The 13,788-nt window shown below is 67.0% G+C and carries 11 protein-coding genes; 5 read left to right on the plus strand and 6 right to left on the minus strand.

Features of this window, described 5'->3' with window-relative positions; translation table 11 throughout:
- Positions 1-2 precede the first annotated feature (2 nt).
- The 5 genes from NK1_RS13350 (at position 3) to NK1_RS13370 (ending at position 4,657) form a co-directional block, all read left to right on the plus strand.
- A complete protein-coding gene (locus NK1_RS13350) occupies positions 3-575 on the plus strand; it encodes a Jag family protein (RefSeq protein ID WP_245660474.1) in 573 nt (190 codons plus the stop codon).
- An 87-nt stretch (positions 576-662) separates the two neighbouring features.
- A complete protein-coding gene (gene rsmG / locus NK1_RS13355) occupies positions 663-1,409 on the plus strand; it encodes a 16S rRNA (guanine(527)-N(7))-methyltransferase RsmG (RefSeq protein WP_084460858.1) in 747 nt (248 codons plus the stop codon).
- Between the two features lie 307 nt (positions 1,410-1,716).
- On the plus strand, positions 1,717-2,718 hold the full coding sequence (locus NK1_RS13360; RefSeq protein ID WP_233225054.1) for a ParA family protein: 1,002 nt from the start codon (positions 1,717-1,719) through the stop codon (positions 2,716-2,718).
- Between the two features lie 4 nt (positions 2,719-2,722).
- Entirely contained in the window at positions 2,723-3,724 is a 1,002-nt protein-coding gene (locus NK1_RS13365) for a ParB/RepB/Spo0J family partition protein (RefSeq protein WP_063008850.1), read from the plus strand.
- 192 nt (positions 3,725-3,916) lie between these two features.
- Positions 3,917-4,657 (plus strand): hypothetical protein, encoded by a 741-nt coding sequence (locus NK1_RS13370; protein ID WP_063008851.1) that lies wholly within the window; start codon positions 3,917-3,919, stop codon positions 4,655-4,657.
- A 67-nt stretch (positions 4,658-4,724) separates the two neighbouring features.
- Here the strand turns inward: NK1_RS13370 and NK1_RS13375 are convergent, their stop codons facing one another.
- From NK1_RS13375 to murJ, 6 genes are all read right to left on the minus strand, one after another.
- Positions 4,725-5,921 (minus strand): N-acetylmuramoyl-L-alanine amidase, encoded by a 1,197-nt coding sequence (locus NK1_RS13375; protein WP_063008852.1) that lies wholly within the window; start codon positions 5,919-5,921, stop codon positions 4,725-4,727.
- Positions 5,922-6,159: 238 nt separating this feature from the next.
- Positions 6,160-6,489, minus strand: a complete 330-nt coding sequence (gene trxA / locus NK1_RS13380; protein ID WP_030514055.1) for a thioredoxin — start codon at positions 6,487-6,489, stop codon at positions 6,160-6,162.
- Positions 6,490-6,545: 56 nt separating this feature from the next.
- Positions 6,546-7,532, minus strand: coding sequence for a thioredoxin-disulfide reductase (gene trxB, locus NK1_RS13385; protein WP_036507424.1), 987 nt, complete (start codon positions 7,530-7,532; stop codon positions 6,546-6,548).
- Positions 7,533-7,673: 141 nt separating this feature from the next.
- Positions 7,674-8,543 carry an RsmA family anti-sigma factor gene (locus NK1_RS13390; protein ID WP_157104256.1) on the minus strand — a complete coding sequence of 290 codons (870 nt, stop codon included), beginning with the start codon at positions 8,541-8,543 and terminating at the stop codon, positions 7,674-7,676.
- 181 nt (positions 8,544-8,724) lie between these two features.
- The gene (sigM, locus tag NK1_RS13395) at positions 8,725-9,288 is read right to left on the minus strand and encodes an RNA polymerase sigma factor SigM (protein ID WP_063008932.1); all 564 of its coding nucleotides are present in this window, start codon (positions 9,286-9,288) and stop codon (positions 8,725-8,727) included.
- A 272-nt stretch (positions 9,289-9,560) separates the two neighbouring features.
- Positions 9,561-13,487 (minus strand): murein biosynthesis integral membrane protein MurJ, encoded by a 3,927-nt coding sequence (murJ, locus tag NK1_RS13400; RefSeq protein WP_084460860.1) that lies wholly within the window; start codon positions 13,485-13,487, stop codon positions 9,561-9,563.
- Between the last annotated feature and the right edge of the window lie 301 nt (positions 13,488-13,788).

Genomic DNA, 13,788 nt, shown 5'->3' on the forward strand with positions numbered 1-13,788 from the left:
ATATGACTGTTGAGACCGATGGAGGGGACGCCACTGTGGCCCTCGGTGTGCAGGATGATGCGGCGGCGGTGGACGACCGCGACGAGGCGACCGAACCGGATCCGACCGATGCCGAAGAGGCGTTGATCGAAGAGGGTGAGATCGCGGGCGACTATCTGGAGCAGCTGCTGGACGTTCTCGACTTCGACGGCGATATCGATCTGGATGTCGAGGGCGACCGGGCGGTCGTGAGCATCGACGGCGGGCGGGATCTGTCGAAGCTCGTCGGTCGGCGCGGTGAGGTTCTGGACGCGCTGCAGGAGTTGACCCGACTGGCCGTGCAGCAGGCGACCGGTGTGCGCAGCCGCCTGATGCTCGATGTGGCCGGGTGGCGGGCCAAGCGTCGCGAGGAGCTGAGCGCGCTCGGCACCGATGCGGCGCGGCGGGTGGCGGAGTCGGGTAAGCCCGAATCGCTGACTGCGATGACTCCGTTCGAGCGCAAGATCGTTCACGATGCCGTGGCCGCCGTGGACGGTGTCGCCAGTGAGAGTGAAGGTGTCGAGCCCAACCGGCACGTGGTCGTGATCCCGGCCTGAGAATGTCGAATGGGTAAGGTAGGGCCCCCGGTTCATCGGACCGGGGGCCCTACTCTTTGTATTGATGGATTTTGACGGTCCGGAAGGATGTTTCACGTGGAACGAGGCGCGGGTGCCACACCTCAGCACTCCCCCGGCGGCGACTCTGTCGATCTGACGCCGCCCGCGGTGGCGGTCGAGGTTTTCGGCGATCGCCTTCCGCTGGCCGAGCAGTACTGCGCCGCGCTGGCGACCGCCGGCGTCGAACGCGGTCTGATCGGACCGCGAGAGGTGCCGCGACTCTGGGATCGACACATCCTCAACTGTGCGGTGCTGGGCGAGTTGATTCCTCTCGGAGCTTCGGTTGTCGATATCGGCAGCGGCGCCGGACTTCCCGGAATTCCCCTCGGCATCGCGCGTCCGGATCTGCGCATCACACTCGTCGAGCCGTTGCTGCGCCGCACCAAGTTCCTGGCGGAGTTCGTCGAATCGGCGGGACTCGAGATCACCGTGGTCCGCGGTCGTGCCGAACAGCCGGACGTCCGGAAGGAAGCGGGCGGCGCGGATTACGTGACTTCTCGCGCGGTCGCTCCCCTCGGGAAATTGGCGAAGTGGTCCCTGCCGCTGATTCATGAGCACGGCCATATGTTGGCGCTCAAGGGATCCAGCGTCGCCGAGGAGCTCGAGCGCGATCGGGGGGAGTTGGCGCGGGCCGGCGCCGGCCACGCGAAGATCCTCGAATGCGGCGTCGGCATCGTGACGCCGCCGACTGTGGTGCTCAGCGTGGAGCGTGTCCCGCGCGCGGAGAAGCGGGCGAACAAGGAAGCGAATCGACGCGCCCGACGCGCACAGTAACTTTCGTTGTTTCATGTGAAACAACGCCCTGCGAAGCCGCATGCGGCGCTCGCGACGAGTCATTCCGCGCGTGTCGCATAGTGATTGCCGCGGTTCAACTTCCGTATTCTGGCCGGTGCTGGCAAGCTAGTTGTCGTCGAGCGTGAGCGCGCGGTTTCGCGGTTCCCGGCAGCTCCGCGTTCTGCTTGTTCGAGCCATGCGGCGCCGGTGCTGCCTGGGCACGTGTCTGAAGTTCTCGGGGTTAGGAGCCTGTATGTCGAACCGTCCGGCGAATGTTTCACGGGAAACAACATCCCGGGTGCCCGGAATGCTGGACAGCGGCGGCCTCGAGGGAGATGAATTCGCCAAGACCGCATTCGGAAATATCTCCGCCGCCGAAACCCCTATCGCGGCCGAGGCGCATCGCGCCAGCCAGGTCCTGCACCCCGGCTCGCTCAGCATCCCCAAGCCTCGCGAACAACGCATCATCACCATCGCCAATCAGAAGGGCGGCGTCGGCAAGACGACGACGGCCGTGAATCTCGCTGCCGCACTGGCACTGCAGGGAATGACGGTGCTCGTCATCGATCTCGACCCCCAGGGCAATGCCAGCACCGCGCTCGGCGTCGAGCACCACTCCGGTGTGCCGTCGAGCTACGAACTGCTGATCGGTGAGATCTCAGTGCAGGACGCGATCCAGCGCAGCCCGCACAACGAACGCCTGCTGTGCATTCCGGCGACGATCGATCTCGCGGGCGCCGAAATCGAATTGGTCTCCATGGTCGCCCGTGAGGGCCGATTGAAAGCCGCGATCCAAGAGGCCAACCTGGCGGGCTACGACATCGACTACGTCATGATCGACTGCCCGCCTTCTCTCGGCCTGCTGACCGTCAACGCGATGGTGGCGGCCAAGGAAGTGATGATCCCGATCCAGTGTGAGTACTACGCGCTGGAGGGCGTCGGCCAGCTGCTGCGCAATATCGGTCTGGTGCAGGCACATCTGAATCCGGAGCTGCACGTCTCGACCGTTGTCCTCACCATGTACGACGGCCGGACCAAACTCGCCGACCAGGTTGCCGAAGAGGTTCGCGGCCACTTCGGTGACGCGGTGCTGCGCTCGGTGATTCCGCGCAGCGTCAAGGTTTCCGAGGCTCCGGGCTACGGCATGACCGTGCTCGATTACGATCCTGGTTCCCGCGGCGCGATGAGCTATCTCGACGCGGGGCGGGAGATCGCGGCCCGTTCGGCCGTTGTCCAGAGCCGAGCGACGCCGGGCCAAGAAGGCGCTGCGGTCGGTACGGCTGGTGCAGCACAGGAAAGGGGTCGGTAGGCCGATGAGTCAGGCGAAGAAGGGTGGCTTGGGGCGCGGACTGGCCGCGTTGATTCCGACCGGTCCTGCCGATGTGCAGGGACTCGGAAGTGCCGCAGCCAATGCGGTGATCGGACTCGATCCGATCGGTCCGCATCCCGCGTCGGCCTATCTGCATCGGGTTCCCGATGCGGCCGAGGAGTCGAGCGCCGGTGCGGTATATCGGGAGATTCCGCCGGATCAGATCGAGCGCAATCCGAAGCAGCCGCGGCAGGTCTTCGAAGAGGATGCGCTCGCCGAACTCGTCCATTCGGTGCGGGAATTCGGACTGATGCAGCCGATCGTGGTGCGGGTGCTGGAGTCCTCCCCCACTCCGCGCTATCAGCTGGTGATGGGTGAACGGCGATGGCGAGCCTGCCAGGAAGCCGGCCTGGAGACCATCCCGGCGATCGTGCGGGAGACCACCGACGACGCCATGCTGCGCGATGCGCTGCTGGAGAACATCCACCGCGTGCAGCTGAATCCGCTCGAAGAGGCGGCGGCCTATCAGCAGCTGCTGGAGGAATTCGGCGTCACCCACGAGGAACTGGCGAACCGAATCGGCCGATCCCGACCGGTCGTCACGAATATGATTCGCCTGTTGAAGTTGCCGATTCCGGTGCAGCGACGGGTCGCGGCCGGCGTGCTCTCCGCCGGACATGCTCGTGCTCTGCTCGGTTTGGAAGCGGGCGCCGAGGCGCAGGAGCGGTTGGCCGAACGCATCGTCGCCGAGGGGTTGTCGGTTCGTGCGACCGAGGAGGCCGTCACTCTCGCGAACCGCTACCCCGAAGACGAGGTGAAGCCGACGCCCAAGCGGAGGCAGATCTACGCACCGGGGTTGGACAAGGTCGCCGAGCGATTGGCCAATTCGTTCGACACCAGGGTGACGGTGAGTATGGGCAAGAAGAAGGGCAAGATCGTTGTCGAGTTCGGTTCGGTCGACGATCTGGAGCGGATTGTCGGGCTGATGGAGCAACAACAGCTCTGACGAGACAGACCCCTGGGGTTCGGCGAGAAACGTCACTGTGACACCGCTGTTTTTCGCGCCGATCCGAATGTGCCGCGATCGATAAGGGATGGGAAATGAGGCGTTCGCTTTGATCGCATATTCTTGCTGGCGAGAAGATGTTGATGCGGCGTGAGCATAGATGAATCGGAAAGCTGGAGGCTGAGCAGAGCGGTGTCGACCAGCGTGACCGCACTAACCCTCGGCGGACTGGACAAACTTCCGGCACATGCGCGTCGATGCGTGTTCTGGGAGATCGACCCGGCCGTGGCGGCAGATTCCCGTGAATTCAGCGACCCCGTCTTCGAAAAAGAGGCGTGGTTGTCGACGGTGATGCTCGAATGGGGATCCTGCGGGCAGATCGCTGTGGTCGACGGTCAGCCGGCCGGATGTGCGCTGTATTCGCCGCCGAGTGTGGTGCCGCGCGCGGCATTGTTCCCCACCTCCCCCGTGAGCCCGGATGCGGTCCTGCTGACCACGCTGCGGGCCGAATCCCCGCACAACGACGGAGATATTGCCCATCGGCTGATTCAGGCCGTGGTCGGCGATCTGATGCGCCGAGGTGTGCGAGCGATCGAGGCCTTCGGAATTCGCACCGATCCGGCCGCGACCGCGCTGCCGGCGCGCGGAGTGCGGTCCATGTTCTTCATGGAGCGCATCGACTCGCCGGGGCACGGTATCGCCTCTGCCCCGCGGCAGAAGGCCAACAGTGCCTGTTCGCCCGAAAGCTGCATGATCGACGCGGACTTCCTCGAGGATGTCGGATTCTCGGTGGTGGCACAACACCACCGATTCCCGCGCCTGCGGCTGGAACTCGACAGCGATCATCTGTGGAAGGAAGATGTCGAGCGCGCTCTGGACCAGCTGCTGGCCGCCGCCGCCATGCAGGACCAGCCGGGCGTTCCCTGCCACTGACACGAAAAAGGAAGGCGCCCCCGGGATCGAATTCCGGGGGCGCCTTCCTTTGTGTGGTATTCGGAACCTACATGCGATCGGCCGCGGCCAATTCCTCGGCCAGCAACTCGGCGAAGGTATAAGTGCCGGTGGGCTGATCGTCCTGGCCGAGCAGATACAGCCGCTTGACCGAGATCAGAATGGCCTCCGCGATCACATCGCGCATCCGGGGATTGGTCAATACCGAGGCGTCGTAATCATTTGTCAGGTAGCCGATATCGACCTGGACGGTCGGCATCTTCGTCAGTCGCAGCAGGTCCCAGGTGCGGGCATGGGTGCGGCAGTCCTGCAACGAGGTTCGCGCCACGATTTCGCGCTGGATGAATCCCGCCAGCACCTGGCCGATCATCGACACCGAACCGTGCGAATTCCCGAAGTGGAAACTGGCCACACCGCCCGCGGAGGAACTGAGATTTGCCGCACAGCGCAGCGAGATCATCAGATCCGCATCGAAGGTGTTCGAGGTCTCAGCGCGCTCGGCGTCGGTCGGGTTGGCTCCCCACGGGCGGGACAGGAACGTCTCCATGCCGGTGGCGGCCATCCGGCCCTCCAGGCGGCACGCCAGATCCCAGAGGATCTCCGATTCGTACACGTCGCCGAATTCCGTCGGCACGGCCAAACCCTTGTCCTCGCCGCCCATCCCGGGGTCGATGACGATGCGCTTCCCGGTCAGTTGCGGGCCGGCCCGGTGGACGACCTCCTCCTCGGCGATGCGATGCGGATTGCCACCGGTGACCCGCGCGCCGAGCAGTTCCAGCGAACGCAGGGTGTCCGGACCACAGATGCCGTCGGCGGACAGGCCGATCTCACGCTGGAAGGCGGTGAGCGCATCGTGGGTGTGCGGGCCGAAATAGCCGTCGATGCGATGGACGTAGAAGCCCAGATCCTGCAGGCGGCGTTGCAGAGTGGCGACGTCGTCGCCGTACAGCGGTGCCGACAGCTGATAGATCAGGGTGCGGGCGCCGAGGCGATAGGAGGCCTCCTTCAGCGCCCGATAGGTGGCGGGCCCGACGATGCCGTCGACCAACAGGCCGCGCTGCTGCTGGAAAGCGCGTACGGCCGAATCGAGTTCACGATCGAAGACGGCGTCGGAGTCCTTCCAGTATTCCCCCTGCCCACCGGACCGGTCGATCCCGTGCGGATGTGGATGGAATCCGAGACTTGCCAGGGTGCTCCGGACCTCAGCGACGGCTGGACCAGTATCGCCGTGACGAAGTCGGTGCATGCGTGAGAGCCCTTTCCTTCCGCCAACCCGGGTACCCACTTATGCGATGGCACACACCCTCGCACGACCGGAGCGTCGGTCGATTGTCTCAGACCCGAGCCGTATTTCGGCAATTCTCCGGGTGCCGAAATAGTACACAGCCATCGGGGCCCGGAGCGCCTCCTGGTGAAACCGCATCGGGGCCCCGGGCCGGGCACGCTCGCGACGTACCCGGATCCGGGGCCTCGACCGGGAGAACTCAGATGATGCCCTCGAGTTCGCGCAACAGCGCGGCCTTACCCTTGGCACCCACGATGCGCTTGGCTTCCTTACCGCCGGAGAACAGGATCATCGTCGGCAATGCCATCACACCGTAGTCGCGGGAGCTGGTGGGGTTGGCGTCGGCGTCGACCTTCGCCACGGTGAGCTTGTCGCCGTGCGCCGCGGCGATCTCCTCCAGCACCGGGGCGACCATTTTGCACGGACCGCACCAGGAGGCCCAGAAGTCGACGAGCACCGGCTTGTCGCTGCCGAGCACATCCTGTTCGAAGGTGGCGTCGGTGACGGTCTTGGTGGCTGTTTCGGACATGGCGGAACTCCTAGCGGTGTGCGGTGACGCGATATTCGAGAGGCTTCGGGGGCGGATCAGCCGGCGGTCACTTCCACCGGGTTGCCGGCGTGATCGAGGGTGTTGCTGGTGATGTCGCCCTTCTCGGCGAGCCAGCGCTCGGCGTCGATCGCCGAACGGCAACCGGTACCGGCGGCGGTAATGGCCTGGCGGTAGGTGTGATCGACCAGATCTCCGGCCGCGAAGACGCCGTCCACCGAGGTCGCGGTACCGGGCTCGCGCACCTTCACGTAGCCCTCGGCATCGAGATCGACCTGACCACGGACCAATTCGCTGCGCGGGTCGTGGCCGATCGCCACGAACAGGCCGGTGGCCGCGAGTTCGGAAGTTTCGCCGGTCTTGGTGTCGCGCAGGGTGAGACTCGTCACGGCGGTGTCGCCGTGCACCTGGACCACCTCGGAGTTCAGGCGGAAGCGGATCTTCTCGTTGGCCTTCGCCCGCTCGAGCATGATGCGGGAGGCACGGAATTCCTCACGGCGATGCACGATGGTCACGCTGGAGGCGAATTTGGTGAGGAAAGTCGCCTCCTCCATCGCGGAGTCGCCACCGCCGACCACGACGATGTCCTGGCCCTTGAAGAAGAACCCGTCACAGGTCGCGCAGGCGCTGACGCCGCGGCCGAGCAGCTCCTGCTCCCCCGGTACGCCCAGGTAGCGGGCCGCCGAGCCCATGGCCAGGATGATCGCGTATGCCTGATACACCTCGCCGCCGACCGTGACCGACTTGATCGGGCCGGACAGATCGATCGCCTCGACATCCTCGGTACGGATATCCGCGCCGAAGCGCTTGGCCTGCTCACGCATCTCTTCCATGAGATCGGGGCCCATGATGCCGTCGCGGAAGCCGGGGAAGTTCTCCACCTCGGTCGTCGTCATCAGCGCGCCACCGAACTGGGTGCCCTCGAACAGCAGCGGTTCGAGCTCGGCCCGGGCAGCGTAGACCGCGGCGGTGTAGCCGGCGGGGCCGGAGCCGACAATGATCAGATCGCGTACAGGCGTGCTCATGATGCCCTTCCGAAGTGTGTTCAACAGGCGTGTCGGTCAACAACAGGGTAAACGTAGATGTTCCCGCCGCCGACCGGCCGTACTCGAGGCCGCGCCCGGGAACGTCGCCGTCGACGAGGCGTTCGCGCACCCCGAGCGCCGTCAGCCGATATCGCGCATCTCGCGGATCTGCGGATCCGCAGGGCTGCAACCGGTCCCGACGACCAGTGCGGTGATCTTGGGCGGCCGTGGGCCGGTGAGCAGGATAAGCACGGCCGATTCACCGCGATATGTGACATTCGTCGAGCCGAGCACCGTGCGGTCCGGAACCGCGGCTTTCACGCAGCCGGCCATAGCCCCGGGGCCCGAGAGCGCGCCGGTGACGTCGTTGCGGCCCATGGCGCTCAGCACGGCGGCGGAGGACAGCTCGTCGTCGAGGGCGACGGTGGCGCTGTGCTGGGCCGGCAGGGCCTTCGGGCTCACCGTGCGATCGGTCACCGCGTCCACGGCGACCAGGGTTCCGGCGATGACGGCCACTGCCGCCGCGGCCGCGGTGAACCAGCGCCATCGCTTCGCGCGCTGACCGTCCAGCGAAATCGGCTCGCCCGGGCCCGGCGCGCCGGGAACATCGGCGTCCTGCTCGAGCGGTTCCCCGGGCAGGGCCTCCTGCGGTACCGCGTCCAGAGCCGGCATCGGACGGGTCGAGGGCGGCTCGCCGTCCGATCCCTCGCCGTAGAGACAGTGGACGGTGGCGACCGTCTGCGGCTGCTCGCCGCGTGACAACTCGTCCAGCAGCGCGTCCAGCCGGGCCGCTACCCGGGTGGGGATCGGATGCAGAATGTGGTCGTCCAGGCTCAGGGCGCGTAACTCGGCGCTCACGCCGTCGAGCGAGTGCAGGAAACGAACGGCGTCGGGGTCCCGGCGAACTTGCGGCCACAGCAGCTCGGCCTGTTCGGGAGGGACGTTGTCGGCATGCAGATCGGCCAGCAGATCGGTGGAGAACGGAGGGCGCGGCACCGGACGGGCTGCCATCACACCTCCTGTGTCCGCTTCGTCGCCCCACACCCCGGAACGGCGTCGCCGCGCGGCGAATTCGCCCTTGTCGTCCATCGCCTCTCCGGGTCCGGCCTCATGAAGTAGCGCCTGTCAGCGCAGCGATGCGGCGACAGGCACAACGAATAATTGTCCGTCTATTAGTAATGACGCTTCTCGGCTACGTCCGGTTCCCCGGATTTCGCAGGAATTCCAATTCCTGTTCCAGCCGTTTACGGCCACGGGCGCAGCGACTTTTGATCGTCCCCTCGGCGACGCCCAGCAACTGCGCCGCTTCCGCTACGGTATACCCTTCCATGTCGATCGCAACCAGCGCTGCTCGCTGATCGGGCGGCAGCGTGAACAGCGCCGCAGCGACCACCATTTTCACCTCGCGCTGCGCGATGTCGTCACGTTCCACCGCCGGTTCGGCCACCGACTCGTCCGACAGCGACGTCGCGGGCCGGGACTTGTTGCGTCGCATACGATCCAGGCACGCGTTGACCACGATGCGATGCAGCCAGCTGCGTACCTCCGCATCCCCGCGGAACGTGGCGGCATTGCGATGGGCGGACAGCAGCGCGTCCTGCAGCGAATCGGCGGCATCCTCCGGAGTGCGGCAGGTGCGCAGCGCCAATTGCCAGAGCCGGTGGTAATGGCGGCGGAACAGAATGCCGAAGGCATCGCGGTCGCCGGCGACATGGGCGGAAAGTAATTCGAAATCGGTGGTTTCGTCCGGATCGATCGAGCGACGACGGACAGCAGACGACTCCGGTGTCCCCCCACTGGCGATCGCTTCGAACGACACACAAACCCCTCGGACAGCGCTCACGGCGGCACGAAGTCCTACACCGGACAGGCCGCTAATTCCGCATCATCCAGGACCGAGACACCAGATCCCAGGAAGCTCCCCTGCTGAGAGCGCGCTGTGAATCATAACGTTCATTACGAATCGGTAGCAACCAGAGCGAGGCGATATCACGGGGCCGGGACGGTCGCCGCCCGCGACGGCACGAATCAGGAAGCTGCCTCGAAGCGAATGTCGCCGAGCGAGGTCTGGAACTGGCCGCCGTTGTTGGCCAGCTGAGTGATCCAGATCAGGACGTAGCGAGCCGGTTGATCGGACTGCACCGGAATCGTGGTGGTGCCGTCGGCCAGGGTGGCCTGGCCGACGAGCTGGGTCTGATCGAGGGTGGGAACCGCGGTGGGCGAGGTCCGCACCTCGACCACCGTGCCCGGTGACGCGGAATCGACGACGACCTTGCTCACCTTGCTGGGACCGGGCAGCGTCGCGAGCACGCCGATCCCCTTCTTCAGAGCCGGAAACTGCTGGAAGTACTGATCGGTGTGCCAGGTGGTGGTCGGGTTTCCGTCGAGCAGCGCCGACACGTTGCCGGGACTGTCCGGGGTGCCCTCCGGGGAGTACACCGAGACGCCCGTGGCCTGCAGCGGAAGTCCGGCGGCCGTGGTCGGCGCGGGTCCCGCGGACTGCGCCGCCGGCGCTGTCGGTGCGACGCTGGCCGTGGTCAGACCCAGTTTGCGCTGCTGTTCGTTGAGCGGTTCGTCGGCCGAACCCGGCGCGAAGATGCTCAGCAACCACCAGATGATCACGCCGACCACCAGGGCCGCGAGCACACCCAGGCCGACCAGGATCCACAGCATTCGCTGCGATCGCTCCCGCTCGGCAGCGAGCAGTTCCGGATCGGCGAGGGTCTCGTCCGGATTCGCCACCGCACGCTGGCCCAGGCGCAGGACCGGGATGAAGTCGGTCTTCTGGTCGACGACCGAGGCCTGCTCGAGCACGTGCTGCACGGTCGCCGCCGTCCGCACGCCCTTGTCGGCCTCGAGCGAGCGGACCGCCACCGCGGAGATCTCGAACGGCACCTCGGGACGAATCTGACGCGGTTCCACCGGCGAACCGTCGCTGCCGAAATCGGCCAGCCTCAGCCCGCCGACGGTCGCCGCGGAACCGGTGACACCGCCGGTGCGGATCGGCCAGCGGGCGGTGATCAGCGCGTACAGCATCGCGCCGAGGCCACGCACATCCGATTGCGCATCGGAATCGGCCAAGGTGCCCGGGAACGCCAGCACCGCATCGCCGGAGGCACTGATGCGCACCCGGTCCGGATGATCGATCGACAGCGAACCGCCGCCGCGATGGGCCAGTTCGGCAGCCGCGGCGAGGGCCCGGATGGCGCGCGCCGCGCCGATCGGCGAGGGCTTGGTCTCGGCCATCTCGCGCAGCGAGCGGCCGGGAGTCCACTCCGCGACCACGATGCCGCCGGAACTACCGCGCACCACATCGAGCACGCGGGCGAGGCCGGACGAGTTGATCCGGCCCAGGCGCAGCGTGCGCGAGAGGATGGCCTGAGGGCCGTCGTGGCCGGGATTGTCGGCGGCTTTCTGATCGGCATCGACGAAGGTGAGCGCGACCTCGCGGTCCAGTTTCACATCCAAGGCCTGCCAGAACCGCAGGCCGCGTGCGCCGCCGTGGTCGGCGAGCAGCCGATAGCGGCCACCCGCCACGGAGGCGCCCGGAATCAGTTTGGGACCGCGTGGTACCCGCCGGGACGGCGGTTCCACCCGCATCGGAGGCATTTCCGGCGAACCGACCGGCAGCATGCCGGTGTCGTAGGCCGGATCCCGCGGCGGCACCGCTCCGGGCGGCACCGCTTCGGCACCGTTGCCGCTGACCGCGTCCGCGGTGTTCGGCGCGTCGGGGATATCCCCGGCCACACCGGCTTCGGCGTCGGGCGCCGCACCGGCGGTCGACGCGTCCGTATGGTCGGATGCGGAGTCCCGAGTGCGGTCGGCCGGCGGAACACTCCCGGGTGGGACGTCGTCGGTGCGCACTGCGCCTGCCGCGTCGGCAGCCTCGGCGGAAGGCTGACCCTCCGCCGCGTCGTCGCTCACCCTCGCTCCTCCTTCGCCCTGATCTGTCGAAGTCCGTTGCGCCGGTGCAGCACCGGCATTTGCGTTTCTCTGCCGAACAGGGTACGGGAACTCGCCTTGGCCGGTGCGGTCAACCGCACCAGGACGGATTACCGGCAACACCATGGTCTGGGCGTCGGTGTACGGGTCGTAGCTGTAGTAATACGGAGCGGCCAGTTCCGGACGCGGCAGCACCATCGTGTCGTGCATATCGACCGCGGTGTCGTCCAGGCCGAGGTCGGGCGCCGGGGGGGTGAAGCCGAGGCGCCGCGATACCGCGACCGTGAGCGCGACGATCTCCGGGACACCCGCTAGGCGCATCAGGCCGAAGGCGACGCCGAACATGACGATCGCGTCCAGGCCGACCCGCAGTACCGAGGCGAGGCCGCCGTCGAGCCGGGACAGGCCCAGCACCTGATCGATGATCAGTGTCACCGCCGCGCCGGCCACCGAGGCCAGCACCACGCGGGTGACGGTCCGGCCGACATTGGCCATCCGCAGATCGCCGAGACTGCGATGCAGCAGCCAGCCGCCGATCACCGCGCCGGTCACGAAGCCCAGACCGTTGGCCACACCCAAGGCGATGACGACATGATCGTCACTGAAGAAGACCGGCGTGAGCAGCGACAATACGATCTTGACGCCGGTGATGCCGAGGATGATCCAGGTGGGTGTCCAGGCCTGTTCCCGCGCGTAGAACACCCGCAGGTGAATCAGCACCAGCGCGTAGGGAATCAGCGTGAACGCCGACCAGGAGACCGCCTCGCCCAGGCGGCCCGCATCCGAACTGCCGAAATGGCCGTAGCCGTACAGCGCCTGGCCGATCTGCGGACCCGCGATGGTCAGGAAGGTGACAACCGGGACCAGCGAAATCATGGTCAGACGGGTGGCGACGCCTAGGTCGTCGACCACCGCCGGATTGTCGTCGGCGGCGGCATTGCGGCTCAGGCGCGGCATGATCGCGGTCAGCAGCGTCACGCCGAGCACGCCGTACGGTAGCTGCAGCAGCAGCCAGGCGTTCTGATAGATGGTCGGGCCCGCGACATCGGCGTGCGAGGACACCCGGGTGGCGATGGTCCAGCCGATCTGGCTGATGAACACGTACAGGATGATGGCCGCGCCCATCCCGGCGAACTGCTTGAGCCGGGCGTCCACCCCCCACAGCGGGCGCAGATCGATCCCGAGCCGCCGGATGGCCGGCAGCAGGCTCACCATCTGAACGATGACACCGACGGTCACACCGACGCCGAGGACCAGCAGCTTCGGATCGCTCATCCGGACCGGATCGAGGCTGATCTCGCCCGGCGTGACCGCATACAGGGTCAGGATCGCCAGCACCACCACGTTGTTCAGCACCGGCGCCCAGGCACCCGGTTTGAACACCTGATGGGTGTTGAGGATCGCCATGAGCAGGCCCGACATCCCATAGAAGAGGATGGCCGGCAGCAGCAGGAAGGCGAGCGCCGTGGTCAGCGCGGTATTCACCTTGCCGTCGTTGGACAGGAAGATATGGGTGGTCATCACCGGCGCCGCGGCGACCGCCAGGACGGTGCCGATGGCCAATACCGTGAACGCCGCGGTGACCAGGCGGCGGACGAAGGCCGCGCCGCGGTCGGGGTCCTCCTTTTCCGCGCGGACCAGGGTCGGCACCACGATGGCGGTGAGGACCGCGCCGAGCAGCAGCTCGGAGATCATGGTCGGGATCGTGCTGGAGACCGTGAACGCACTGGCGATGGCCGGGCCGAGCACGGTGACGAGCAACAGCTGCTTGACGAAGCCGGTGATACGGCTGACCAACGTGGCGACCGCGATGGATCCGGAGTCGCGGACCAAACGCGAAGTCGACGAGTCTTCCGGTTCCTGCTCGATGACGGCCTGCTGGGCGGTGCGCGGGCCTGCCGAATCGCTGCGCGCGCGTGTCGGCCGTGCCGAATCCGGGCGCGCCGCCGCCGGACGCTCCCCTGCCGGCCGGCGGCGCGGCTCCGCCTCGGACGGCGGGATGTGGCGCGGCATCGCCCGTTCCGCGCGGGGTGCGCGAGGAACCTGGTCGACCGGACCGCTCGGCGGGCCCGGCGGATAGGACCGTCGCGGATCCGGCCGCGGCGCATCCCGGCGCGGGATCTCCCGGTTCTGGGTCTCGCGGTACTGGTTCTCGCCGAACTGCGGGTCTCGGTACCGCGAATCCTGATTCGGGGGCTCGACCGGCGGGCGCGGGCCGCGCTGCGGCGGACGGGGCCGTCCCGGCGGCGCGCCTTCCTGCGGCGGGCGAGCACCCCGATGATCCGTCGGGGGGACTTGACGGAACGGCTCGCTC

It is taken from the genome of Nocardia kruczakiae NBRC 101016 (assembly GCF_001612965.1).
Taxonomy (GTDB): Bacteria; Actinomycetota; Actinomycetes; order Mycobacteriales; family Mycobacteriaceae; genus Nocardia; species Nocardia kruczakiae.

Coding starts and splice junctions, on each gene's coding strand:
- NK1_RS13350 (WP_245660474.1), top strand. CDS start 3: ATGACTGTTGAGACCGATGGAGGGGACGCCACTGTGGCCCTCGGTGTG.
- rsmG (WP_084460858.1), top strand. CDS start 663: ATGTTTCACGTGGAACGAGGCGCGGGTGCCACACCTCAGCACTCCCCC.
- NK1_RS13360 (WP_233225054.1), top strand. CDS start 1,717: ATGCTGGACAGCGGCGGCCTCGAGGGAGATGAATTCGCCAAGACCGCA.
- NK1_RS13365 (WP_063008850.1), top strand. CDS start 2,723: ATGAGTCAGGCGAAGAAGGGTGGCTTGGGGCGCGGACTGGCCGCGTTG.
- NK1_RS13375 (WP_063008852.1), bottom strand. CDS start 5,921: ATGCACCGACTTCGTCACGGCGATACTGGTCCAGCCGTCGCTGAGGTC.
- trxA (WP_030514055.1), bottom strand. CDS start 6,489: ATGTCCGAAACAGCCACCAAGACCGTCACCGACGCCACCTTCGAACAG.
- trxB (WP_036507424.1), bottom strand. CDS start 7,532: ATGAGCACGCCTGTACGCGATCTGATCATTGTCGGCTCCGGCCCCGCC.
- NK1_RS13390 (WP_157104256.1), bottom strand. CDS start 8,543: ATGGCAGCCCGTCCGGTGCCGCGCCCTCCGTTCTCCACCGATCTGCTG.
- murJ (WP_084460860.1), bottom strand. CDS start 13,487: ATGCCGCGCCACATCCCGCCGTCCGAGGCGGAGCCGCGCCGCCGGCCG.